Genomic DNA, 23517 nt, shown 5'->3' with positions numbered 1-23517 from the left:
TGCCTTCATTGCGCCGTCATCCGGCCGAGTCCGAGCCCTGCTCGGGCTCCCAACCGCGCGCGACGGCGAGACAGGCGCGGACTTCTTCATCGGTCGTCTGGTCGAAATCCACATAGAACCCGCTGATCCCCATCAACCAATCCGGCTGCAGCACGCTCACGAACGCGTGCGCGATTCCTTCGAATGCCGTGCGCGCATCGGATTGCGACACCGGGACCGCCACCACGATCCGAGCGGGATGTCTGCTGCCGAGTGCGTCGAGCGCCGCATGCATCGACGCCCCCGTCGCGATGCCGTCGTCGACCACGATCACGGTCTTGCCCTGTACTGGCACCGGCGGGCATTCCCCACGGTACGCCAGTTCCCTGCGCGCGAGTTCGGCTGTTTCGCGCGCGATCACGTCGGCCAATTGGGCGTCACTGATTTGCAGTTCGCGAAGCACCGACCTTTCCAGATGAAGGGCGCCCCCCGTCGCGATGGCGCCCATCGCCAGTTCCTCGTCTTGAGGCGCCCCAAGCTTTCTGACGACGAGAACGTCGAGCCTGGCATGCAATGCCCGCGCGACTTCGAACGCGACAGGAACGCCGCCGCGCGGCAGAGCCAGCACCACCAGATCGCCGCGATCTTGATAGTCGCGCAGTGCGTGGGCCAGCTGTCTGCCAGCGTCGGCGCGGTCGCGAAACACGTTGACCATCGCTTTTCCTCCTCCGCAACGTCAGTGCGCGTTGCCGAACCCACTATGCCATCATCGGCCGCATCAAGCGTTCCTCCTGAACGGAGAAGTTTTCACGGCTCTCCCGGCGATGCCGATACCGGGGCATGCTTCCGCGGCCGCTACCTTGCGCTTCATGCGTCACCTGGCGAATTCGCACTGCCGATTGCCATGCAGCGGTGAATTACCGGTCACCCGCTCCACGAACGTCGCGGCAAAACGCAACGCTGAACGCTGCCGCGAATTCGTCGAGCCGCGCTTGATCGAGCCCGTCTATACCGGCGGCAGCGACCCTGCCGTTTCCTCCGAACTTTCTGCAAAGGACGTCGGCGCCTCGCGGACAATCGAGCGGAGCCCGTACGCTCGCCGTGTATCGGCCATCGGCGCGGGCCGTCAGCACCGCGTGTGCTCGCGCCGGGTCGCGTCGCGCGACGAGATTGGCGAAATCGCCTCGCACGCGCCGCGCCCACGCCGCGTCGGGAAGAATGTGCAGCGTTCCATTGGCGAGCCGCCGCATTACCGCGAGTCCCAGGGCCAGCTCGAGGTCTTCCGTTCGTCGCGCCTGCAGTTCGGGCAGCACGCTGGTCGACGCAATGAACTCGAGCGGGTCCGAATAGGGTTGAATGGCGCGATACATCTCGACAGGATCGACGGCAAGATCGACGACGCTCTCCCCGTAGGCGTTGTAGTTGATCGCTTCGCCGAGTTCGCGCAGTTTGTGCTCATCGGACGAGTTCACCGCGCACGCAGTGGCGGCCCGATGCGCTGCCCGATGCAGGTTGTCGCCATAGGCCGCGACCACCGCCCATCGCGTGTACCGGCCTTGCAGATGGCGGTCCACGATCAGCGCAGTGCACTTATCCGGTGACGTATCGATATGCGTCGTTAGCAGCGCGTGTGCGGGGATGGGACCGGGAAAATGATGATCGAAATAGTCGATCTTTACACCAAGATCCAGCAACGCGATGAGTGGCTCGCGGTTCGAGTCGAGCGAAATATCCAGCACGGTCACGCTGTCGCCCGGCTGCGCGTTCGCGCGTTGCAGAAGCGTTATCTCGCGCTTGGCTCCCGTGATCAGGATGGTGTCGGCAGGCTCGGCGAGCCGCAACTGATGCAGCGCGCAGATGCCGTCGGCATCGCCATTGAAAATATCGAATCGCTTCATCCGCTGCTCCACCGGCGCGTTGCTGCCACGATCGCACGCGGCTTGACTGCGGTCAATCGGTGACCCACGCTCCATTTCGTATGGAAGCGTACAGGCAGTTGCCGACCGACTGGCGATGCCCGGCTACCGCCTCCTTGATAAAGATCAAACCGGTTACCATACCCGATGGCTTAAATGAGTAGACGATTCCGGCTCGCGCGCAAGGCGGGCGCCGGCCGTCCCACCAGGCGAAGGTCAACCGTGTCGAATGAGACGCTCGTGCTTCACCATGACGCCCGGCAATTGCTGCTCAATGGCGTCAATGCGCTCGCCGAGGCCGTCAAGGTCATGCTGGTTTCGGCGGCCGCAGCATGATCGTCGAACGCGCGCCCGGCGTGCCGCTCGTCGCGAATTCCGGCCCGGTTGTCGCGGGCTCGGTCGACTTGAGCGGTCGCCACGAAGAAGTGGGCGCGCAGCTGCCCGCGAGGTGGAGTACGGCATGAGTTCGCCACGGAGCCGCAAGCTTTCTTCACCACGCGCCAATGCAGGCATGCGCGGCATCCAGCATCTCGCCAACCGGGTCCGCGCCGCGCGCCGCAGCGTGCGCGGACTCGACGCGACGCTGCGCAGGCCGGGCACGTACCATCATCCGGCGGGCAGGATCGTCCGGGTCGAAACGCACATATCCATCGTGTATCTCGCCGGGCGCTTCGCGTACAAGATCATCAAACCCGTCGCCCCGGGTTTCGCGGACTTTACCGCCACCGCGACCCGCAAGCGCTGCTGCGAAGCCCAGCTCCGTCTGAACCGGCCACTCGCGCAAGGTATTTACGCCGGCGTGCTGCCGATTGCGCGCCACGCCGGCGTGCTGACGTTCGGGGACGGCGGCGTGACCGTCGATCACGCGGTCAAGATGCGCCGCTTCGACGAGGCGATGCTCTTTTCGAGTCTCGCGGCGAAGGGAGCACTGACGCCGCGCGACATCGACGGCGCGGCGAAGCGGCTCGCCGACTATCACCTGAGGGCGCCCCGCAACGCGCCGTCGTCGCGCTACGGGAGCGCCACGCTGGTGCGAACGCAGATCGAAACGATCAACGCGGCGCTGCTGGCCAATTGCAGCCATCCCGCGCTGCCCGGCATTGTCGCGTGGTGCGCGCGACAACTCGACCAACTCGCGCCGCTGATCGACCGGCGCCGCGCCGAGGGTTTCGTGCGTGGCTACCATGGCGATCTGCATCTGGACAACGTGGTCCGCTGGCGCGGCGCAATCGCGATGTTCGACTGTATCGACTTCGACGATGCGCTCCGCTGGATCGACGTCGCAGCGGACGTCGCGTTTCTCGTGATGGACCTGTGCGCGCGAGCGGAGCCCCGTCTGGCCAATCGACTGTTGAACCGTTGGCTCGAAACGTCGGGCGATTATGCGGCGCTGTCGCTGATGCCTTTGTACGTCGCCTATCGCGCGCTGGTGCGGGCGTGGGTCGCGTGCCTGAAAGCGGGATACGTCGCGGGCCGCAACGTCGCCATCCCGGAGCCGGCCCTGCGCTACCTCGAGGTGGCACGGGCGCAAACGCAGAAGCCGGGACCCGTTTTGCTGCTGTGTCATGGCTACTCCGGTTCTGGAAAATCGGTCGCGAGCCGGGCCCTTGCGGACCTGTGCGGCGCGGTGCGAGTGTCGAGCGATGCCGAACGCAAGCGTCTGCGGCCCTCGCCCGACGCGCAAACCTCGCTTGGCGCCGAACGCTACACGCCAGCTGCACGTCACGCGATCTACGACCACCTTCTTCGACTCGCGCACCGCGTGCTGCAAAGCGGCCACAGCGCGATCGTCGACGCGACCTTTCTCGAGTTCCGTCACCGCGACACGTTTTTCGCGCTCGCCCAACGGCTTGGCGTACCGGCCCGCATTCTCGACTTTCGTGCCGAACCAACGGTGCTCGCGCAACGAATCGAAGCGCGCCGGCATGGTCCGCGCGATCTATCCGATGCCGACACCGCGACGCTCGCGCGTCAACTCGCGAGCGCTGACGCACTGACGCCCGCGGAACAGGCGTTGACCTTGTCATTCGACACCGCGGTACCGATGGCGGCGTTCGACTCCCCCGCGTTCTGGCGACCCGTGCTTGCACTGATGCAGTCAGCGCCGTTTGCGACACGCTGATCGTGTTCCGACGCGAAGCGGGGTCATTGATCTGCGCGCGTGATCGAGGTCGCGTCCGCGTCGAACACGGGTGGCCGAAGTGACATCTCACACAAACGGCCCGACTGCCCGCCACGGATAGCGGATAATGGATCGTGAACGAGACGCCGATCGCGAGACGGTCGGAGCCAGCGGTCACAAAATGCCGTTCGGATTGATCGGCGTGCGCGAACACGCGCCGATGCTCGGCGACTCCATGCAGATCGATACCGCGCAAAGCGCGGACTTTGCGATTGCGGTCAGGTTTCCCCCTGGCAATGGATGCAACCGGGAGAGATCACCCCATGATCAAGGTGTTGCTGGCCGACGACCACACGCTCGTACGCGACGGACTGCGCCATATCCTGCAGCAGGCGAGCGGCTTCGAAGTGGCCGGCGAAGCTTGCGACAGCGCGACGACGATCGCGCTAATTCGCGCGACGCAGGCCCACGTGCTCGTGCTCGACCTGTCGATGCCGGGGCGCAATGGCATTGAACTGATCAAGCAGATCAAGGAGGAAAAACCCGGCCTGCGGATTCTGGTGCTGACGATGCACGCCGAGCAGCAATACGCGGTGCGCGCGTTCAAGGCGGGCGCGTCCGGCTATCTGACCAAGGAAAGCGCGAGTGCGGAACTGGTCGGCGCGGTGACGAAGGTCGCGTCAGGGGGCGTTTATGTCAGCCTCGCGATGGCCGAACGCTTTGCCCAGAACCTGAACGAGCCTGCCGACGCGCTGCCGCACCAGCGGCTGTCCGATCGCGAATTCGACGTGTTCCGGCGCCTGGTCGAAGGCCAGAGCATCACCGAGATCGCCAACGAACTATGCGTCAGCGTGAAGACGATCAGCACGCACAAGACGCGCATCCTCGAAAAAATGCAGATGCCGAACGAGAACGGGCTGGTTCGCTATGCGATCCGCCATAAACTGTTCGACGACGGAAACGACCTGTAGCGCTTCCGCGCTGCGAGACCCGCGCAAAGCAAAGCGTACGCGAGACATCTGAAACGTCGACCTGCCTCAAACCTGCCACGGTATCCGGCGACACGATGACGACACGAACCGCGTGCTCGCTGGAACGATCCGAAAGGAGACTTCGAGATGAACGATGCCGCCCAACATGACGCGTGGGAAATCGGCGAACCGCACTTCCACGCCTCCGCGCCACTGGAACAGCAACTGCGCTTTGCGCTGCATTATGCGGTGCTCGCGCCGTCGAATCACAACACGCAACCGTGGCGGTTCATCGTCGACGGCGAGACCGTACAGATCTGCGCCGACCGCATGCGCGCGCTTCCCGTGGTCGATCCTTTCGATCGCGAACTTCTGATGAGCTGCGGCGCGGCGTTGCTCAATCTTCGCGTGGCGCTGTGTCGTCTCGGTCTCGCTTATGCGATCACGCTGTTTCCATCGGAAGCCGACCCCGACATCGTGGCGCTCGTGAGCGTGTCGCGCGACGGGCCTCGCGATCCCCACCTGCACGAACTCTTCGAAGCGCTGACAGCGCGCGTGACCACGCGTGCGCCGTTCGTCGACGAAGCCGTTCCGGCGGAACTGCAACGCAAGCTCAGCGACGCCTGCGACGACGAGGGCGCGATTGCCTGTTGCGTGGAGCAAACGACCGCGCGCGAGGCGCTTGCGCAACTGATCGCCGACGCCGATCACGCGCAGTTCGCGGACCCACGCTTCCGGCGCGAGCTCGCCAGCTGGATCCACCCGCGCCGGCGCGACGATGGCATGCCGGCATACGGTACCGCTGTCGGAGCATTGCTCGACTTCGCGGCGCCGCTCGTCAGCCTGGCCGTCCGCGTATTCGATGTGGGCGCGGGACAGCCCGCTACGCATCAGCACCTCGTGCAAGGCTCGCCGCTGATGGTCGGAATCGTCACGATGCGCGACGACCGCGAGGCATGGCTCGCCGCGGGACAGGCGCTCGAGCGGATGCTGCTGGTCGCGGCATCCGTGGGACTGACCGCTTCCTACCTGAACCAGCCGATCGAAGTGGCCCCGCTGCGCGAGCGGCTCCGGACGCTGCTGGGAACGGAGGCGACTCCGCAGCTTCTGCTCCGCGTCGGCCGCGGCCCGCGCGTCAGTCATGCGCCGAGGCGGCCGCTGGCCGATGTGGTGTCCTGACACGCGTGGAAGCGGTACCGATGGGCCCGCGATGAAGGTCGCGCGACAGCCAGACCGACGCCGGCATGCGCGATCCGACAGAAGAATCGCCATGTCATGCGCTACCCCAACGCCGCCACATGCTGCATGAACTGGAACTCAGCACTTCGCGATGGCCGCGCTTGAGCGAACGCGGCCAGCAACAATATCAAGCGGGAAAGCAGCGCGTTGCCTCACCTCAATGTCGGTTCGCGGGCTACACCGTTACCACGATCTTTCCGAACTGCCCGTTGGTTTCGAGGTAGCGGTGCGCGTCGACGATGTCGCCGAACCCAAAGGTGCGATCGATGACCGGCTTTAGCGAGCCGCTTTCGAGCCCCTTGAGCACGAACTCCACCGCAGCCTTTCGGCGCGTCGGGTCGCCACTCGTCAGCCAGAGGTTGTGCGCCTTCACTGAAATCATTTTGGCGATCATCTGCAGCACGGGCAGCGTCGTGGCACGTTCGTCTAGCGCGCCATACAGATACGCGATCCCCTGGAAGGACAGCGCCGAGATCAGTTTCGCGAAGTTCGGGCCGCCGACTGGATCGAATGCGACGCGAGCCCCCTTCCCATCCGTGATCCGCATGATCGCTTCGACAAGGTCCGACTCGTCCGTCACGACCACGTGTGCGGCACCCGCGTCGAGCAACTGCTGTCGCTTGCCAGCATGGCGCGTGACCGCGATCGACGTCGCCCCCGCGTAATTCGCTAGCTGGATCGCTGCCAGTCCAACGCTGCTCGAAGCGGCCGGTATGACGACATAGTCGCCGGCGCCCACCTTTGCATCTTCGATCAGCGCGCCATATGCGGTGACGAACATCATCCACACCGACGCGGCCTCGGCGAAGGAAAGAGATTTCGGGTGCCTGACGACTGCATGGTCCGGCACGATGATGACTTCACCGTAGGTGAAGTACCGATTCATCGAGAACGACGGGATCACATTGACCTCGTCTCCGGGCGCGAAACCGCCGACGCCCTCGCCCACCGCGTCGATGATGCCGGCCGCCTCGTACCCGAGCCCGGCCGGAAAGCGGACGGGCTCGATGTACTGATCGGTGCGCCACATCGATTCCGCGCGATTGAGACCGATCGCTTTCACGTTGATGCGAACTTCACCGCGGCCGGGGCCGCGGACCGATTCGTCGACGAATCGAAGCACTTCGGGCCCACCGGCCTCGGCAATCCTGACAGTCCGTGACATCACTACCTCCTGGATGGACTGATGGTAGAGCACTGCGAAAATTACTACGTCGTTCCCGCGCGGAATTCGACTGATAAGCGGCGAAATCCGAACAGTGCTTTTCGTCGTCGCCCCAGAATGCCGCCTCGCACAAAGAGGATCGATCGAAAACTACGCGGTGGCCGGATTTTCGCTGGTCATTCGCCTGATGATCGCGAGCAGTTCTTCGATATCGACGGGTTTGACGAGATGACTATCACACCCCGCCCCCGCAGAGCGAGCCACGTCTTCGGGCTGTCCGTATCCCGACACGGCGACGATTTCAAGGGGCTTGCCGGCCTCCTGACGATCCCTCAGCCGACGCGCAACCTCATAGCCGCTGATTCCAGGCAGACCAAGATCAAGGAAAACGATCTGCGGCTCGAAGGCAGCGGCAATCTGAAGCGCTTCTTCCCCGCTGTGTGCGGTGCGCACATCGTGCGCGTCGAGAATCATGGCGAGCGACAGCGCGGCATCGCTGTTATCGTCGACGATCAGAACACGCAATGGATCGGACGGCGTTCGACCTGCTTCGGCACCGTCCTTCGCCTGCTGGTTGCTGCCCTGGCAAACGGGTAGACGTATTTCGAATTCACTGCCTCTGTTCTTGCCTTCGCTCCTGGCGACAATGGTCCCGGCGTGCATCTCGGTCAACGTCTTGCACACCGAGAGCCCGATCCCAAGACCGCCCCTGGACGGCTCGCCGTGGCAGGAACCCTGTACGAACAGATCGAACACGTGAGGCAGTGCGTCGCCCGAAATACCCGTGCCTGTGTCCGACACGGTAACGGATACTTCCTGGCCGACGAGCGTCGCGCATACCACGATCCGGCCACCATCGTCGGTGTATTTGATCGCGTTATCCAGCAGATTGGAAAATGTCTGGGTGATCCGCGCCGGGTCACCGTGGACGTACACCGGGTGCGCGAGCGGCAGACGCACGATGTCGTGATGCCGCTGCAACGCCCCCGGCATCGTGATCTCCAGAGCGTGGTCGAGTGCCAGCCTGATATCGAAGACCTCGCGTTTCAACTCGATCTTGCCCGTGGTAATTCTCGATACATCGAGCAGGTCGTCGATCAGATGCGAAAGGTGGCCGGTCTGGCGTTCGATCACATTCCGCAGCCACTCACGTTTGGCGGGATCGGCTCCCGCGCTGTTGCCTAGCAGATGCGCGGCGTTACGCACGGGCGCCAACGGGTTGCGCAGCTCGTGCGCGAGCGTGGCCAGAAAGATGTCCTTGCGGCGATCGGCGTCCCGCAATTTCGCCTCCGCATCGGTCCGCTCCGTCACGTCGCACAAGCTGCCAATGAACGTGTAATCGTCCTGCTGAACGGGCGAACGCAGATACCCGAACATTTCGACGGTCCTGAGCGCGCGGTCGCTTACGCGGTACAGCCGGAACGCGACATGCACCGGCTCGCCGGAGACCAGCCGGGACTGAAAATGGCATTTCAGCAGTTCGGCATCGTCCGGATGAACGACCGACGTCATGAACTCGGTTTCCGTCAACGGCCCCCTCGCCTCGGGCTGCCCGGTGATTTCGTACATCTGGCGGTTTTCCCACACGCCTTGTCGCGAGGCGCCACACCACTCGAAGATGCCGATACCGGCCGCGCTCGTCGCGACACGCAGCCGCTCCTCCGTGAGCTTCAGCGCGGTCAGCGCCGTGTGCAGGCTGTCCTGCGCCGCCGCCACCTCGGCCGCCTGACGTTGCATTTGCGCCTCGATGGCGCTTTCGATCATCGCGCGAAACGTGCGCTCGACGATGTCGTGTGCTCGCATGTGAACGTCGACGGAAGCCGCAACCGGACCGAAATACGCGCGGATCTCGTCTTTCAGAAAGTGCTGCATCAGATCGATGTTGCGAAACAGATCCGTGACCCGCCAGCCCTTTGGCCAGAACCTGCCGGGGTGCGCGACAGCCACATGCGCGGATAGTGACGCGTCGCTCTCGGCGACCAGCAGGGCGGCGCATACTTCGGCCAGCATATAGGCAAAACAGCCAATGAGTCCCTGCCCGCTGTCCGCATCGGTGTACGCGCCCTGCTCCGAGGTCTCGGCGAGCCAGCGATGCATCAGTTGCTCGCGGGTACGCCCCAGCCTGCGCGCCAACCCGTTTAGCGTGATCGCGCCTCGGGAATCCAGATCGAGATCCCGATTCATCGAGGTACCCCCGGACGAAAGCTGTGAGCCCCCGATGCCGTCCTGGACCACCGGCTTGTGTCAGTCAACCTCTTTGTCATGGACCGTTTTAGTAGGTTACGCAGCGCGCGACGATAAATAGTATCGCAGTATCCAAGGCGATCCGCCATGGCATGCGGGACAGGACGAATCACTAAAAGCTCGACGTTTCCGACGCAAGTATCGTCGCGTGCGCGTAAGATTGCCGGGAACGCGATGAAGACGCGAAGGAGCCATGGCGATGGAGGAACCCCGGAACTCGACGCGACAGAACGGCCCCAAAGTCGCGATTGCCCTGCAAGGCGGCGGTTCGCACGGCGCCTTCACGTGGGGTGTGCTCGACCGTCTGCTGGAGGCTTCGTCGCAGGCAATGCCACTCGATATCGCGGCGATCAGCGGCGCAAGCGCGGGCGGAATCAATGCGACGCTGTGCGCGGCGGGTCTCGCAACCAGCGGAGCGACGAAAGCACGCGACATGCTGCGCGCCTTCTGGGAAGCGGTATCGCGCGCCGGCGCGCTGGCGGGCAACGCGCTCCTCGGCTTTTCCGAACCCGGGCCATTCGGCGGCTGGAATATCGACTGGAATCCCGCCGCCATCATGCTGGAGGCCGTGGGACTCGTCGCCTCGCCATACGGCAATCCGTTTTACCGCGATCCGCTCGGGCCGGTGATTCGTTCCGCCCTCCCCGCACAGGAGCTCGCCGCGCTCAATACCACGCGCGATGGCCCGCAACTGTTCATTTGCGCAACCGACGTACAAACCAACCAACGCGCAATCTTCACCCGCCCCGAGATTTCCATTGACGTGTTGCGCGCTTCCGCATGCCTGCCGAGCGAGTTTCGCACCGTGAGCGTGGACGGCATACCGTACTGGGATGGCGGCTATCTGGGCAACCCGCCATTGGCACCGTTGATCCCCCATGCCCAGGACCTGATCCTGGTCCTCGCGAATCCGTTCGTGCGCCACGACATGCCGCCTAAAGACGCGCGCGGCATTCTCGACCGGCTCAATGAAATCGGTTTCAACGCGTCCGTCGTACTGGAGATCAACGCGATCGAAGCGGTCAACCGTGTGCTCGACTCGGTCGGCGAGGAAGCGGCGCGCAAAAGCCGCTTCAAGCCCGTGAGGTTCCACCTGATTCGCGACGACGATTTTCTCGCGAAGTTCGGTTTTGTTTCCAAGAGCAGCACGTCCTGGTCATTGCTCAAAACGCTCTTCGAGCGTGGCCGCGAAGTGGCGGACGTATGGCTCGAGAACGACTACGCGAAGCTCGGGCAAGCGTCTTCGCTCGACGTCAAGGGTTCGTTGCTCGATCCGACGCTCAAGCACAGCGGCAACGCGAGCGCGCGACGAAACTGAAAAAGACGAATTCCATGCCGCGCACCGCCTCGAGAGCGCAAGCGACGGCTTCGACGTCGGTCTGGAACCGATCCGCCATCGCGCGCACGTTAGCCGGACTGATCGCGTGTCCAGCCGCGGCTTCAAGCTTGCGGCAGTAGTCTCAATCGCCTGCCCGCGAGATGACCCTCGCGATGGCCTCCGCAGCCGTCGCGACGTTGTTGTCATTGAGCGCGGCGACGCACATGCGCCCGGACCGGATCAAGTAGACGCCGTGCCGTTCGCGCAGCGTGTCGACCTGGTCTGCCGACAGCCCCGTGTACGTGAACATACCGCGCTGCTCGAGGTAGCGCGCGAGCATCGTGTCCGGCACCTTACCGCGCAGGCGTTCATGGAGCTCCGCACGCATACGCATGATGCGCCGGCACATCGATGCAAGCTCCTGTTGCCATGATTGCCGCATTGCCGGTGTCGTCAACACACGCGCTACGATCTTTGCGCCGTGCGTCGGCGGATTGCTGTAGTTCGCGCGCACGGCGCTCGTCAATTGACCCAATACGCGCCCGGCAACATCCGGCGACTCGCAAATCACCGACAGTCCGCCGCACCGCTCGCCATACAGCGAGAAGTTCTTCGAGAATGAATTGGCCACCAACGCCGGCACGTTCTGGCGCACGAGTTCACGAATCGCAAATGCGTCCGCGTCGATGCCCGCGCCGAAGCCTTGATACGCCATGTCGATGAATGGCAGCACGGTCCGCTTCCTGATGACCTCGATCAGTTGCACCCATTGCGCGTCGTTCAGATCGACGCCCGTCGGGTTGTGACAGCACGCGTGCAACAGGACGATGCTGCGCGCCGGCAGCCCGTCGATGGCCGATAGCATCTCTTCGAACTTGAGCCCGCCGCTCGATTCGTCGTAGTACGGGTACGTGTCGACTTCGAATCCCGCGCGCTCGAAGATGAAACGGTGGTTTTCCCACGTCGGATCGCTGACCCATACCCGTGAGCCCGCAAAATAGCGCTTGATGAAATCCGCACCGACCTTGAGCGCGCCCGAGCCGCCCAAGGTCTGCACAGTCGCGATGCGCCCCTCGGTACGCGCCGCCGAGTCGTCGCCGAACACCAACGATTGCACGACATCGCGGTAGTGGGCGAAGCCCGCCATCGGCAGGTACGGCTTTGGACCGAGCTCGGCGAGTAGTTGTCCTTCGGCCTCGCGTACCGCTTGCATCACCGGTAAGCGGCCTTGATCGTCGTAATAGATGCCGATGCTCAGATTGACCTTATGGTCGCGCGAATCCTTCGCGAAGTTCTCGTTCAATGTGAGGATCGGGTCGCCCGCATAGGCATCGATGTGTTCAAACATGCTGGTTCCCTGGATTAGGCCAAATGGTTGCAGAAACGCGGTGCCTAGCGCATCGGCACACCAACCGGTACCGAGGCGTCCGCGCGTCGATTGCGCAAGCGATAGCCGACGCCCAGCGCAACGAGCCAAACGGGGATCAGGTAGACCGACATGCGCAGATCCGGTATCAGCCACATCACCACCAGAATGCCGCCAAGGAACACCAGACACAGATAGTTGGTGAGCGGATAACCCAGGCTGCGGAATACGGTCGTCTCACCGGCTCGCGCTTTCGCAGCGCGGAATCGCAAATGAATGATGCTGATCATTGCCCAGTTGATGATGAGCGCCGAGACGACGAGCCCCATCAGCAATTGAAATGCCTTGCCGGGCATCAGGTAGTTGATCACCACACAGGTGGCCGTCGCCAAGGCGGAAACACCCAGCGCGACGAGCGGAATCCCGCGGGCGTTCACCTTCAGCAGAGCGCGCGGCGCATTGCCCTGGCCTGCGAGGCCATAAAGCATGCGGCTGTTGCAGTAGACGCCGCTGTTGTACACCGACAGCGCGGCGGTGAGCACCACCGCATTGAGCACGTTGGCGACGAAGTTACTATTCATCGCGTGAAAGATCAGCACGAACGGACTACCGCCCGCGACGACTTTTTCCCACGGATACAGCGACAGCAGCACGCCGAGTGCGCCGACGTAGAAAATCAGGATCCGGTAGATCACCTGGTTGGTCGCGCGCGGGATGGTGTGCGAAGGATCTTCCGCCTCGGCGGCCGTAATGCCGACGAGTTCCAGTCCACCGAACGAGAACATGATGACAGCCATCGCCATCACGAGGCCCGACACACCGTTCGGAAAGAAGCCGCCGTGGCGCCAGAGATTGGCCACGCCCGCGTCAGGGCCTGCATGGCCCGAAATCAACAGGTAGCCGCCGAAGCCGATCATGCCGACGATCGCCGCGACCTTGACGATCGAGAACCAGAACTCGAGCTCGCCGTACGACTTCACGCTGGTGAGGTTGATCGCGTTGATGACGCAGAAGCAGACCAGCGCGGAGACCCACGTGGGCAGACCGGGCCACCAGTACTGCATGTAGATGCCAACGGCCGACAGTTCTGCCATTGACACGAGAACGTACAGCACCCAGTAGTTCCAGCCGGACACGAAGCCGGAGAATTGGCCGCAGTATTTGCCTGCGAAGTAGCTGAAGGACCCCGCAACGGGCTCGTCGACGACCATTTCGCCGAGTTGCCGCATGATGAAGAAGGCGACGATGCCCGCGATCGCGTACCCGAGCAACACGGACGGTCCTGCCGTCTTGATGGTCTGCGCGATGCCGAGAAAGAGGCCGGTGCCGATTGCGCCTCCTAGCGCGATCAACTGAATGTGACGATTCTTCAGGCCGCGCTGTAGCGTGCCCTGTTGCTGGTGTGCCACGATGTTGTCTCCTGTGTCCTGCGGTTGGTGCTTCGGACGCCACGCCTCGCTTTTCGCCTGCTCTGGTCGGGCAGGCGAAACGTGCCGAGGCCTCACAGCCGACGCTTGTGGCGCCGGTGCCGTTGTCTTGCTGGAATAGGTATTGTTGAAGCGGCTATCAACGGGGTTGTATGCGCGTCAAACCTTCAGCGTGCCCCGCTCGATCTGATCGCGTTCGAGCGACTCGAACAGCGCCTTGAAATTGCCTTCGCCGAAACCTTCATCACCCTTGCGCTGGATGAATTCGAAAAAGACAGGGCCAAGCAGCGGCTTGGAAAAAATCTGCAGCAGCAGGCGCGGCGATCCGTCTGCCGTCGTTCCGTCGAGGAGGATGCCGCGCGATTGCAATTCGCCCACCGGTTGACCGTGGCCCGGCAAGCGCGTCTCGAGCGCATCGTAGTAGTAGCTGTTGGGCCCCGTCATCAGCGGCACGCCTGCCATCTGCAGATTGTCGATAACCGTTATCAGATCGTCCGTCAGGAACGCGATGTGTTGAATGCCCTCGCCATTGAAGGCCATCAGGAATTCCTCGATCTGCCCGCTCCCCTTGCCAGATTCCTCGTTCAATGGAATGCGGATCTTGCCGTCCGGCGCCGTCATCGCCTTCGACGTGAGACCCGTGTATTCGCCCTCGATGTCGAAGTAGCGCAGCTCACGGAAGTTGAACAGCGTCTCGTAGAAGTTGGCCCAATACGTCATGCGGCCGCGATAGACGTTGTGCGTGAGGTGGTCGACGAGGCGCAAGCCATGACCGGCCGGCCGCCGCTCGACACCTTCGATGAACTCGAAATCGATGTCGTAGATCGACTTGCCGTCTTCGAAGCGGTCGATCAGATAAAGCGGTGCGCCGCCAATGCCCTTTATTGCGGGCAATCGCAGCTCCATTGGACCGGTTGCGATTTCGATCGGCTGAGCCCCTAGCGACAGCGCGCGGGCGTAGGCCTTGTGCGAATCCTTCACGCGAAATGCCATGCCGCACGCACTCGGGCCATGCTCGGCGGCAAAGTAAGCCGCCGCACTGTTGCGCTCGCGATTGACGATGAAGTTGATTTCGCCCTGGCGGTAAAGCAGCACGTCCTTCGAACGGTGGCGAGCCACCAGTGTGAAGCCCATCTGCTCGAACAGCGGTTCAAGGACATTGGGTACGGGCGAGGCGAATTCAACGAATTCGAAGCCCATGAGTTGCATTGGATTGTCAAACAGGTCGGCCATGATCTCTCAGGTTCAGCAGAGGGTGAATGATTTGTGGCGAGGAACCGGCACCGAGTGGTGCCGGGTGTCGGAAAAATGAAAGAAAATTTCTCCAATCGCCACGCAGGTAGCGACCTCGGACCATGCTCTCAACGCATTTGCCGGCGTCGTCGCAGCGCCATCTGGCTTCAGTGTAAATTTTTATCGACGCAATTGGATTTCCTTGCAGACGCAGACAAACCCTGATTTGTGCATTAATATTTCATTTCACTGGAGGACGAGGAAATAAAAGTGCAGGCAATCGACATCGACCGTATCGACGTGCGTCTACTGGAGATTCTTCAGTCCCAGGGGCGCATCTCCAACCTCGAACTTGCGGAGGCGATCAAACTGTCGCCCGCGCAAACGCTGAGGCGGCATCGCCGGCTCGAGGAAATGGGTGTGATCAAACGCTACGAGACGCGGCTCGACGCGCAGCTGCTGGGCTTTGGCGTAGTGGCCTTCATCCAGGTGACGATGGAGCGAGGCCATGTCCGCGACCTGTCCAAGTTCAAGCGAATGATCTCGGAACTCACCCAGGTTCAGGAATGCTTCGTCGTAACGGGTGATATCGATTACATGCTCAAGGTCGTGGCGCACGACCTGAAAGCGCTGTCGGAGTTTCTGCTGGATACGCTGATGCGCATTCCGGGTGTGAGCGGAGTCAAGTCCAGCGTTTGCCTCGATGAAATCAAATGTACGGGCGCTGTCCCGTTGGCGGCCTAGCCCGATGAGCGCGAGCGTCGCCCGTCACATTCCGGTGCCCACTATTCCCCGCATGCGTGCGTGCGGTTCAACGGTCATTTTGCTCCTGAAGGTCAAAGCTCCAAGGCGATCGCGGTCAGACGCGCGTATCCAGACGCGCATTTTGTCGCATACCTCGATGCCCGAATCCGGCTTCTCGGGCGCAGGTCGAAGCCTCAGCACGCCGCCAAGCTTCGTGTAGGAGGTTCTGCCCCGACAGAGCCCAACCGCCCCGCAATACGGTCGATAGCCACGAGATGACTGAGTGCCTTGCAGAACGTCTCGTCGAGACTCCGCTCCGCATCCAGCGCGACAACGCTGTTGACCTCGAACACGGCGCGATAGGCCGCCACCTGACGCGTCAGAAAGCTCATCGGCGGCGGCTGGTCGTTCTCGTCGTTCCTTGCCCGCACGCGACGGTGTGAAGTCACGCCGGAAACGTTCAGACCAAAGGCGACGTCGGGACGCAGCAAATGACCAGCGATGCTGCGGAGCACAGGCGCAGTCTCAGCGGGATCGGAACGCGTGCCGATTTCAGCCTGAGAAGTGAACACGTAGCGGTCGCAGAAAACGACGTCGCCGCGTTCCAGTGCCGGTACGATCGTGTCGGCCAGATGCTGGACGAGGTCTCCCATGATGGACAGCAGAATGCCCAGCATGTCGACGCGCCGTCGGTTTACGTCGAGTCCGGAACCGGCGCCCGATGTATGCCAGTGGCTGTCCACCATATCCCGGAACACCGCATCTTTGCGGATCCGACGGGTCGGCGTAAACGTCGTCACGCAGTTGAGCCCCGCACGCGTGCACGCGCTTTCGAGCCTTTCCATCAGTGACGACTTCCCCGCCCCATCCACACCGCACAACGTGACCAGAACCCCCGGATAAGCATGCGGTTTGAGCTCGAGCGTTTCGAAGACACCATTCGACATGAAATCACCTCAGACGATAACTTCCCGAGACTCCGCGAGCATCTCGTCACGGGCCTCGATCGGCGCGAGGACCGCGGTGAAGTGCTTGAGCATCGACGGTGCCGAGACGATGCGCATTCCCCGGATCGCATCGCGTCGTTGGTAGACCCGGATCAACGCGGCGGCAACCGCCGCGAGGTGGCTATCGGTGTAGACGCGGCGAGGAATGGCCAGCCTCAGCAGTTCCAGCCTCGGGGCGCTAACCATGCCCGTCGACGGATCTTCTTTCAGGAACGCCAACGAGCCCAGACCGACGGCGCGCACGCCGCCCTCCAGATAAAGCTCGGCAGCCAGCGCCTCGGCCGGGAACTGCGAGCGCGGCAGGTGGGGCAGGAAGGCGGCCGCATCGACGTACACCGCGTGTCCACCGGTCGGCCTCAGTATCGGAACGCCACCGGCAAGCAGTGTGTCCCCTAGCCGTTCGACCTGACCTACGCGGTGTTGCAGGTATCGGTCGTCGACCATCTCGCGCAGACCGATCGCGAGCGCTTCGAGATCGCGGCCCGCCATCCCTCCGTAGGTGACGAAACCTTCGTACAGCACGAGCAGCGGCACGACCTGCTCATAGAGCGTGCGCGACCGTGTCGCGAGTAAGCCGCCGATGTTGACCAGCGCATCCTTTTTGCAGCTGAACGTGCAGCCCTCGGCATAGGAAAACTGCTCCTTCAGAATTTCCGCCACGGACCGGTTCGCATAGCCGCTCTCGCGCTGCTGGATGAAGTAAGCATTCTCCGCGCAGCGCGCCGCATCGAAGTAGACCGGAATCGCAAACTCATCGGCCAACGCCCTCACCGCGCGCAGGTTCGCCATCGATACCGGCTGGCCGCCGCCCGCGTTGTTCGTCAGCGAGACCATGATCAGCGGAACATTGTCGCGCCCTTCGCTCTCGATCACGTTGCGCAGCTTTTGCACATCCACGTCGCCCTTGAACGGGTGCTCGACAGCGGGCTGGTAGCCGATTTCGGCGACGCACGGTATCGCGGTCCCGCCGGCAATCGATACGTGTGCCTCGGTCGAATCGAACGGCGCGTTGAACGGCACCACCTGGCCTGGGCGCACGAGGGTCCGAAACAGGAAGTGCTCGGCTGGCCGGCCCTGATGGGTTGGCAATACGTAGTCGAAGCCGAGCATGTCCCGCACGGCCTGCGTCAACTTCGTGAAACTGCGGGAACCGGCATATGATTCGTCGCCGGTCATGATGCCTGCCCATTGGTTCGCGCTCATCGCGGAGGTGCCGCTGTCCGTCATCAGATCGATGTAGACGTCGTCTGCTTCGAGGCGAAAGACGTTGTACCCGGCGCCGACAAGCCGCGCCTGCCGTTGCTCGCAGTCGATCAGCCTGATCGGCTCGACCATCTTGATCCTGTACGGCTCAGGCTGGCTGTTTTCTAAAAGCATGCACTCCTCCTGGGTTGAAAGTACGCAGGCCACTGGATGACTGACCGCTTCGGGCATCGCACACTGCATCAGGCACTTTGCTCGATCGGCACAACCTCGATCGGCGTCCAATCCGCATCGCCGCCGTCCGCGGACGTGCGGTGACAACCGCGAGCGTCGCGGGCCGCTTCGAAGCGTTTCTCGATCCGGTTCAGGATCGACCAATACGCGCCCCGCTCGCCTTGCGCGATCGCTTCGACCAGCGCGTCGTTCGCGTTGTAGTTGAACAGACTCGCGTTGGTCCCGAAGAACCTCCGATCATTGCCGATCAGATCGGCAATGAATCGCTGCGGGTCCGGGCCCAACGCGGTCGGCAGATAGAACACCGGATGCAGCAGATGGTCGTTGCCTTCGATATGGCCGTGAAGATTCGGATTTCCGACGTGCAGGCCCTCGCGGCGAATCATCTGCTCGAGCTCGGTGCCGGGGAAAATCCTCAGCCCGACCGTCACCGAAACGCGCTCGGGATCGACCCGCTTGATGAACTCGATCGTCTCGCGCGCGGTTTCCTGCGTCTCGCCGGGCGCGCCCGAACAGCAGCTCGATGATGTGCTCGAGGCCGTGGCGCTTCGCCGTATTGACCGCATGCTCGATGTCGTGGGCGCTAAAGGTGCGGCGCAGTATCTTCAGCATCGTTTCGCTGGCGGTGTCGACGCCGAAGTTCATGCCGACGCAACCGGCTGCTTTCATCGCGGCCGCGAGTTCATCGGGAAACGGCCGCGGCATACCGTACGCATACCACTGGATTTTGCCGGCGAGCCCGTGCCGGATGATGGCCGCGCACAGCGCAAGAGGATGCGCGACGCTCAGATTGAATTCCGAGTCGTTGATGTGAAAGACGTTGACCCCGCGTTCTTCGAGCGATGCCATCTCGGCGACGACATCATCGGGTTCGCGCATGCGCACCGTGCGGCCTTTGATCAGCGGCTCGACGCAATAGATGCAGGAGCGATTGCAACCGCGCTTCGTTTCGATGCCGATCTGGCCGCCTTTGGCGAAGTAGTGGGGGTTGTCGACCAGTTCGCGTTTGTGAGGCCCGATGCTGGCCAGCGGTCCGCATGCGTTCGGGGCGAGCGGCGTAGCGCGCACCCCGGCCGTATCGCGGTAGACCACGCCGGGTATGTGCGTGAAACTCCTGCCTTCTTCGAGGCAGGTCAGCAGCTCGGGAAAGCTGAATTCGCCTTCCCTGACGATACCGAAGTCGGCGTCGAGGTAAGCAAGCAGCTTTTCCGGCATCACCGAGTAGCCTGCGCCGCCCATCACGACCGGAACCGCGCGCGCGCGGCGAAGCAGCGCGACGATGTCCCTGATTCTGTCGAGAAAGCTGTAGCCGCTGGAAAAATAGACGTCGTCGGTATTTCGCAGCGTCACCCCCCAGTAATCCGGCGCGGCGGTGCGGCAGTGCTCGGCAATGGCCGCCTCGCAATCGTCCGAGAAGCACAGGTCGAGCAAATCTAGCTCGAACCCGGCTCGCTCCATCGGCGCCGACAGGTAGTCGAACGCAATCGGCGCAATCGCCGGTTTGATCTGGTTCGTGTTGACGAAGGTGACGCGCTTGGCCATGTTCGATCGGTCTCGGTGGAAAGGTTCGCGAGGGCTCGCAGGAATGCGCCTAGACGGCGACATCGATGGACAGCTTCTGGCCCGCGCGGGCCACCGTCATCTCGCTCATGAATTCACTGAACCGATGCATCATCACCGCCGCGAGGTGCTTCGCCTTGTCCTCGCAGTCGGAGAATGCATAGAAGCCCGGACCCGCGCTGCTCATCCCCGCGTACACCGCGCCCTCGCGTTGCATCGTCTCGTCGAACTCACGCATCACGTCGGTCCGGAAAATGCCTTCGAGCACCTTCATGTTGCTCATGCTGTTGAGTTCCCAGCCGTGCTTCAAAAACGCGAACAGGTCGTTGCGATGCAGTGCCGGCCGCAACTTCTGCTCGATGAAGTTGCGCCACGCGAGGCCGTAGCGCTTCTGCCACTCGACAAAATGTGTCGGCACGAAGCCCGCCTCGGTGGTGCCGGACATGTCCGCGCCTTCGCCATGGGCGCGCAGCGCTTCGGTCGATAGCGTGTCGTAGTTGCCAACGGCGGTGGTCACCCACAGGTTTTCCGAACTCAGGTTGCCGAGAAAACGGCCGTTGCCGTGCTTCTCGTCGACCCAGACCAGACCGCCGAAGAACAGGCACGCTTCGCCGACGCCGGTCTCCAGTCCGAAATACACGTGCTCGTCATCCTTCGCGGTCTCGACGTAGTTGCGGGTGATCATTTCCCACATGTCGTGCGGCGAAAACGGTGAGCCGAACAACGCGTTCAAGCCGGCGAGCGTCGCGGTATTGAACGAGACATTCGAGCCGAAGCCGCTGTGCTGGTGCTGGATGCTGCGCACCCGATCGACGCGGATGTCGTCACGTGCGTAGCCGACGGCTCGCTTGAACAACTCGAGCATGTGCCGCCCGCTCGGGACGTCGCAGCCGCCCTCGCCGTTGGTCGTCTTCGTGACCGTGATCCGGTGTCCGACCGTGCTCGTCGATACGCCGAGTCCGCCGCCGCCGAAGCCAGGCGCCATTTGCATAAAGTCGAATACCGCGAAGTGAAGGCGCCCTGGCACCGAGACCTCGGCACGATCGTAGCTCGGTACCGCGTCGCGCTCCCAGTGCGGCAACACAGTCAGATTCGCGCCCGGCAGGAACTGCCCCGCTTTCGCCTTCCATGCCTGATTCATTGCTCTACCTCCATCCTCGTGAGTATTCCCAAGCGATACGTTTCGCGACCATCAATACGCACCACTCATTGTTCGCGCTCCTGGCGCACGGTTCGTGCCAGGCACTCTCTTGCAGCGCGACGTGAGTCCTCGTCAGAAGCAATGACGCAAGCAGGCAGCCAGATTTCAAAAGGCAGCGCGATACATTCGCACGTTTAGACGTTTGGACGTCGGCATGCGAACCGACCCGGCATCGAATGTCCCGCAGACGATCTGCAACCAACAGATGCGCTTCACGTGTTGGCCCGGCGCCGACATCCAGCAGGCTGCGACGGGCTCGCCCCGAATGTGCGTCGACAAATCGCAGACTTCGCTTCAATCGGCGCGATACCCGCGCCGCCTTTTGAGATCTGGGCACTTCGTTCCGTTCTTGCAGGGAATGAGGACGACCTTCGTGCTGCCGACGCACGGCTGGCATGAACCCTGCAAAAAGCATCCACAGTTGGTGGCCGGCCTCGCTCGATTCCTTCTTGCCGTATCCGAACCCGAATCGCGAGGCACCGGTCGATTGCCACTCGTGACTCGCCCTCTTGATCTTTGCCTGGAGCCGCAGATGACAGCAACTTTGAAGGACGACGCGCTGGCGCGACGCCACATCGATTGGCCGCGCGCCTTGCGGGCGATCAAGGCATTGAGGGCGAACGTAGACGATATTCAGCATGCCTACGAAGTGATGATCGCGCTCGACGGCGGCCAGATGGAGGCGATGTACCAGCGTTTTCTCGGCGAGCGCGGCGCCGGCGCGCTGATTGCCGAGCAGCCGTCACTGCTCGGCACGCTCGCGGATTCCGACACGCTGCTGCGCTTGCCGCCGGGCTCGTTCGGCCGCGCTTACATGGCGATGATGGGGCACAGCGGCTACAGCGCCGATGGTCTGCTGCAGGCGAGCCGGCTGGCCGCCGGCCTCGAAGAAATCCTCCCCGGCCCGGACCGTCAGTGGTTCATCGAGCGCAGCGGCTGCATTCATGACCTGCTGCACGTGTTGACGGGCTATGGCCAGGACTGGGCCGGCGAGACCTCGCTTCTCGCATTCGATTGCGGGCTCGAACCGATGCGCGCGCGCATCGTCGGTCTGCTCGGCACCGCGCTAACTGCGCCGTGGTGGCCGAACTTCTGGGTCCATCGTTTTCTGCGCCGCGCGTGGTTGCGTGGCAAGCGCGCGCGGATTCCCCTTTCCTACCGCTGGGAAGAAGCGTTGCAGCGGCCACTCGAAACCGTCCGCCTGGAGCTGGCGATCGAGCCTGTCGCGCTCGCGCATCCACAGGGCATCCTGGCCGGCGGCCAGACACTGCCGTGGCGCTACGCCGAGTCGAGCAACGCGTGAACAGAAAGGATCCCAGCATGGCCAGCACATCGAAAAATGCGTCGACGCGCAACACCGTATTCGGAGTCGTACGCACGCAGCTTTTGCGCGTCTGCCGCGAGCATCAGCGCGACTTCAACACTGAGATTCACCTCGACAGTTCGCTGATCGCCGATCTTGGCCTCGACTCGCTGTCGCTCGTCGAAGCCGTGGTCGCAATCGAGCAGGCGTTTGGCATCGAGCGTCTGCCTCTAGAAGCGTTGAACGAAGAACGCGCCGAAGCGTATTTCACGGTCGGCTCGCTAGTGGACCTGTGCATCCGGCACGCGGCGGTCCATATAGACGCCAATGAGGGGATGCGCACATGAGCCCGCGCCTTTCGCTGGCCACCGCGCATGCGAGACGTGGCCGGCTTGCCGCCGCGGCAGCCGCTTTCGGCAACACGCTCGGTCGCATGCCGCTAACGGCCGAGGCGGTGCCGATCGCCGGCGCGTTCGTCTGCTCGCTGCTGCTATACGGACGGATAGCCGGCGTCGCCATTGAACCGGGCTGGCGCTTGCTGGCCGGTCTTGCGTCGTTTTTTTTGCTGTTCGTCCAGCTTCGCCTGATCGACGACCTCGACGACCTCGAACGCGACCATCCCGCCGGGCACGCGCTGTTAGCGCGACGCGAGGCGCGACGCACACGCCTCGTCGCCAGCCTCGCGACAAGCGCGATCCTGCTCGTTGCGCTGAACGCCGGCATGGGGCACGCGAGGACGGCCGCCGCTGCCGCCACCGCACTGGCCTTCGCTGCGCCGTTCGTCTTCAAGCGGCTGCTCCCGACCCACCCGCTGCTGTGCCTCCCCGTTTTCGAGGGCGCGCCCTTCGCCATCTTCATGTACGGCTTTTTCTTGTGGCGCGACGTTGCTGGGCGCGAACTGAGTTTCTACGTCGTGGTGTGCGTAGCGGGATCGATGTGGACCGGCTACGAATTCTGGAAGTTCTCGCGCAAGGTCGGCACCACCGGACTGCAGCCCTATCTCCTGTCGGCGCGCGCCATTCGGGTCGCGCTGAATGCCCTGCTGATTCTGGCGCTCGGCATCAACGTGTCGCTCTCGCGCCTGGCAAGCCTGTCGCAAACGTATTCGATCTACGCCGCAACGCTGCCGCTCGTATGGCTCATCTGGCTCAACGCGAGCTGGCCGGGCCCCGCGAGCAGACCGGGCCGGTCACGCTGGGCTGGCACCCGCTTCATCGTCGCCGTCGAGCTCGGACTGCTGGCCGGGCTTCTCCTTAAATGACACGCAACCCTGGATGGTCACCCA

General features: G+C 63.0%; 21 protein-coding genes and 1 pseudogene. 10 read left to right on the top strand and 12 right to left on the bottom strand.

All coding sequences use genetic code 11. From position 1 onward, the window contains the following. Positions 1–16: 16 nt before the first annotated feature. Positions 17–694 carry a phosphoribosyltransferase gene (locus OKW45_RS39330; protein ID WP_429474000.1) on the bottom strand — a complete coding sequence of 226 codons (678 nt, stop codon included), beginning with the start codon at positions 692–694 and terminating at the stop codon, positions 17–19. A gap of 202 nt (positions 695–896) precedes the next feature. Then, on the bottom strand, positions 897–1877 hold the full coding sequence (locus tag OKW45_RS39325; RefSeq protein WP_429473999.1) for an acetyltransferase: 981 nt from the start codon (positions 1875–1877) through the stop codon (positions 897–899). 174 nt (positions 1878–2051) lie between these two features. Between OKW45_RS39325 and OKW45_RS39320 the strand changes: the two genes are divergently transcribed. The 5 genes from OKW45_RS39320 to OKW45_RS39300 all read left to right on the top strand — a co-directional run bounded on the left by OKW45_RS39320 (position 2052) and on the right by OKW45_RS39300 (position 6167). Then, positions 2052–2231, top strand: coding sequence for a hypothetical protein (locus tag OKW45_RS39320; RefSeq protein WP_429473998.1), 180 nt, complete (start codon positions 2052–2054; stop codon positions 2229–2231). Next, complete coding sequence (locus tag OKW45_RS39315) at positions 2228–2359, top strand: hypothetical protein (RefSeq protein WP_429473997.1); 132 nt, start codon at positions 2228–2230, stop codon at positions 2357–2359. Before OKW45_RS39320 ends, OKW45_RS39315 begins: the two co-directional genes overlap by 4 nt. Then, positions 2356–4017 (top strand): bifunctional aminoglycoside phosphotransferase/ATP-binding protein, encoded by a 1662-nt coding sequence (locus tag OKW45_RS39310; RefSeq protein ID WP_429473996.1) that lies wholly within the window; start codon positions 2356–2358, stop codon positions 4015–4017. Before OKW45_RS39315 ends, OKW45_RS39310 begins: the two co-directional genes overlap by 4 nt. A 323-nt stretch (positions 4018–4340) precedes the next feature. After that, positions 4341–4988: a response regulator gene (locus OKW45_RS39305; RefSeq protein WP_026226073.1), complete on the top strand. Its 648-nt coding sequence runs from the start codon at positions 4341–4343 to the stop codon at positions 4986–4988. 147 nt (positions 4989–5135) lie between these two features. Then, on the top strand, positions 5136–6167 hold the full coding sequence (locus tag OKW45_RS39300) for an Acg family FMN-binding oxidoreductase (RefSeq protein ID WP_429473995.1): 1032 nt from the start codon (positions 5136–5138) through the stop codon (positions 6165–6167). 235 nt (positions 6168–6402) lie between these two features. Here OKW45_RS39300 and OKW45_RS39295 read toward each other — a convergent pair whose 3' ends face one another. Further along, positions 6403–7392, bottom strand: a complete 990-nt coding sequence (locus OKW45_RS39295; protein ID WP_429473994.1) for a zinc-dependent alcohol dehydrogenase family protein — start codon at positions 7390–7392, stop codon at positions 6403–6405. A 150-nt stretch (positions 7393–7542) separates the two neighbouring features. After that, a complete protein-coding gene (locus OKW45_RS39290; RefSeq protein ID WP_429473993.1) occupies positions 7543–9576 on the bottom strand; it encodes a hybrid sensor histidine kinase/response regulator in 2034 nt (677 codons plus the stop codon). 259 nt (positions 9577–9835) lie between these two features. Here OKW45_RS39290 and OKW45_RS39285 point away from each other — a divergent pair, with 259 nt between their 5' ends. Beyond that, positions 9836–10954, top strand: coding sequence for a patatin-like phospholipase family protein (locus OKW45_RS39285; protein ID WP_429473992.1), 1119 nt, complete (start codon positions 9836–9838; stop codon positions 10952–10954). 142 nt (positions 10955–11096) lie between these two features. Here the strand turns inward: OKW45_RS39285 and OKW45_RS39280 are convergent, their stop codons facing one another. The 3 genes from OKW45_RS39280 to hppD form a co-directional block, all read right to left on the bottom strand. Then, the gene (locus tag OKW45_RS39280) at positions 11097–12302 is read right to left on the bottom strand and encodes an amino acid aminotransferase (protein ID WP_429473991.1); all 1206 of its coding nucleotides are present in this window, start codon (positions 12300–12302) and stop codon (positions 11097–11099) included. A 44-nt stretch (positions 12303–12346) separates the two neighbouring features. Further along, positions 12347–13729, bottom strand: coding sequence for an amino acid permease (locus OKW45_RS39275; protein WP_429473990.1), 1383 nt, complete (start codon positions 13727–13729; stop codon positions 12347–12349). A 177-nt stretch (positions 13730–13906) separates the two neighbouring features. After that, positions 13907–14980, bottom strand: coding sequence for a 4-hydroxyphenylpyruvate dioxygenase (hppD, locus tag OKW45_RS39270; protein ID WP_184011854.1), 1074 nt, complete (start codon positions 14978–14980; stop codon positions 13907–13909). Between the two features lie 270 nt (positions 14981–15250). Here hppD and OKW45_RS39265 point away from each other — a divergent pair, with 270 nt between their 5' ends. After that, positions 15251–15724 (top strand): Lrp/AsnC family transcriptional regulator, encoded by a 474-nt coding sequence (locus tag OKW45_RS39265; protein ID WP_429473989.1) that lies wholly within the window; start codon positions 15251–15253, stop codon positions 15722–15724. Between the two features lie 194 nt (positions 15725–15918). On the opposite strand, the gene OKW45_RS39260 is transcribed toward OKW45_RS39265, so the two are convergent. The 5 genes and pseudogenes from OKW45_RS39260 to OKW45_RS39240 all read right to left on the bottom strand — a co-directional run bounded on the left by OKW45_RS39260 (position 15919) and on the right by OKW45_RS39240 (position 20869). Continuing rightward, on the bottom strand, positions 15919–16671 hold the full coding sequence (locus OKW45_RS39260) for a dTMP kinase (RefSeq protein WP_429473988.1): 753 nt from the start codon (positions 16669–16671) through the stop codon (positions 15919–15921). A 9-nt stretch (positions 16672–16680) separates the two neighbouring features. Continuing rightward, a complete protein-coding gene (locus tag OKW45_RS39255) occupies positions 16681–18165 on the bottom strand; it encodes a tryptophanase (protein WP_429473987.1) in 1485 nt (494 codons plus the stop codon). Positions 18166–18176: 11 nt separating this feature from the next. Beyond that, positions 18177–18599 (bottom strand): hypothetical protein, encoded by a 423-nt coding sequence (locus OKW45_RS39250; protein ID WP_429474057.1) that lies wholly within the window; start codon positions 18597–18599, stop codon positions 18177–18179. Between the two features lie 151 nt (positions 18600–18750). Beyond that, positions 18751–19626: pseudogene (locus OKW45_RS39245) on the bottom strand (B12-binding domain-containing radical SAM protein); the annotation flags it as partial. Positions 19627–19759: 133 nt separating this feature from the next. Further along, positions 19760–20869 carry a hypothetical protein gene (locus OKW45_RS39240; RefSeq protein ID WP_429473986.1) on the bottom strand — a complete coding sequence of 370 codons (1110 nt, stop codon included), beginning with the start codon at positions 20867–20869 and terminating at the stop codon, positions 19760–19762. A 592-nt stretch (positions 20870–21461) separates the two neighbouring features. Between OKW45_RS39240 and OKW45_RS39235 the strand changes: the two genes are divergently transcribed. Genes OKW45_RS39235 through OKW45_RS39225 form a run of 3 tightly spaced genes read left to right on the top strand, consistent with a single transcriptional unit; the run spans position 21462 to position 23493 of the window. Continuing rightward, positions 21462–22232, top strand: a complete 771-nt coding sequence (locus OKW45_RS39235) for a Coq4 family protein (protein WP_429473985.1) — start codon at positions 21462–21464, stop codon at positions 22230–22232. A 17-nt stretch (positions 22233–22249) separates the two neighbouring features. Beyond that, on the top strand, positions 22250–22579 hold the full coding sequence (locus OKW45_RS39230; RefSeq protein WP_429473984.1) for an acyl carrier protein: 330 nt from the start codon (positions 22250–22252) through the stop codon (positions 22577–22579). Continuing rightward, a complete protein-coding gene (locus tag OKW45_RS39225) occupies positions 22576–23493 on the top strand; it encodes a hypothetical protein (RefSeq protein WP_429473983.1) in 918 nt (305 codons plus the stop codon). The genes OKW45_RS39230 and OKW45_RS39225 overlap by 4 nt, the downstream gene beginning before the upstream one ends. The last annotated feature ends 24 nt before the right edge of the window (positions 23494–23517 follow it).

The sequence above is a fragment of the Paraburkholderia lebeckiae genome, assembly GCF_050436225.1.
GTDB lineage: Bacteria > Pseudomonadota > Gammaproteobacteria > Burkholderiales > Burkholderiaceae > Paraburkholderia > Paraburkholderia tuberum.
This window is presented reverse-complemented; position numbering and strand designations above follow the sequence as displayed.

Excerpts from the sequence above, each read along its gene's own strand:
- OKW45_RS39330 (WP_429474000.1), bottom strand. The coding sequence starts at position 694 with ATGGTCAACGTGTTTCGCGACCGCGCCGACGCTGGCAGACAGCTGGCC.
- OKW45_RS39325 (WP_429473999.1), bottom strand. The coding sequence starts at position 1,877 with ATGAAGCGATTCGATATTTTCAATGGCGATGCCGACGGCATCTGCGCG.
- OKW45_RS39320 (WP_429473998.1), top strand. The coding sequence starts at position 2,052 with ATGAGTAGACGATTCCGGCTCGCGCGCAAGGCGGGCGCCGGCCGTCCC.
- OKW45_RS39315 (WP_429473997.1), top strand. The coding sequence starts at position 2,228 with ATGATCGTCGAACGCGCGCCCGGCGTGCCGCTCGTCGCGAATTCCGGC.
- OKW45_RS39310 (WP_429473996.1), top strand. The coding sequence starts at position 2,356 with ATGAGTTCGCCACGGAGCCGCAAGCTTTCTTCACCACGCGCCAATGCA.
- OKW45_RS39305 (WP_026226073.1), top strand. The coding sequence starts at position 4,341 with ATGATCAAGGTGTTGCTGGCCGACGACCACACGCTCGTACGCGACGGA.
- OKW45_RS39300 (WP_429473995.1), top strand. The coding sequence starts at position 5,136 with ATGAACGATGCCGCCCAACATGACGCGTGGGAAATCGGCGAACCGCAC.
- OKW45_RS39295 (WP_429473994.1), bottom strand. The coding sequence starts at position 7,392 with ATGTCACGGACTGTCAGGATTGCCGAGGCCGGTGGGCCCGAAGTGCTT.
- OKW45_RS39290 (WP_429473993.1), bottom strand. The coding sequence starts at position 9,576 with ATGAATCGGGATCTCGATCTGGATTCCCGAGGCGCGATCACGCTAAAC.
- OKW45_RS39285 (WP_429473992.1), top strand. The coding sequence starts at position 9,836 with ATGGAGGAACCCCGGAACTCGACGCGACAGAACGGCCCCAAAGTCGCG.
- OKW45_RS39280 (WP_429473991.1), bottom strand. The coding sequence starts at position 12,302 with ATGTTTGAACACATCGATGCCTATGCGGGCGACCCGATCCTCACATTG.
- hppD (WP_184011854.1), bottom strand. The coding sequence starts at position 14,980 with ATGGCCGACCTGTTTGACAATCCAATGCAACTCATGGGCTTCGAATTC.
- OKW45_RS39260 (WP_429473988.1), bottom strand. The coding sequence starts at position 16,671 with ATGTCGAATGGTGTCTTCGAAACGCTCGAGCTCAAACCGCATGCTTAT.
- OKW45_RS39255 (WP_429473987.1), bottom strand. The coding sequence starts at position 18,165 with ATGCCCGAAGCGGTCAGTCATCCAGTGGCCTGCGTACTTTCAACCCAG.
- OKW45_RS39240 (WP_429473986.1), bottom strand. The coding sequence starts at position 20,869 with ATGAATCAGGCATGGAAGGCGAAAGCGGGGCAGTTCCTGCCGGGCGCG.
- OKW45_RS39235 (WP_429473985.1), top strand. The coding sequence starts at position 21,462 with ATGACAGCAACTTTGAAGGACGACGCGCTGGCGCGACGCCACATCGAT.
- OKW45_RS39230 (WP_429473984.1), top strand. The coding sequence starts at position 22,250 with ATGGCCAGCACATCGAAAAATGCGTCGACGCGCAACACCGTATTCGGA.
- OKW45_RS39225 (WP_429473983.1), top strand. The coding sequence starts at position 22,576 with ATGAGCCCGCGCCTTTCGCTGGCCACCGCGCATGCGAGACGTGGCCGG.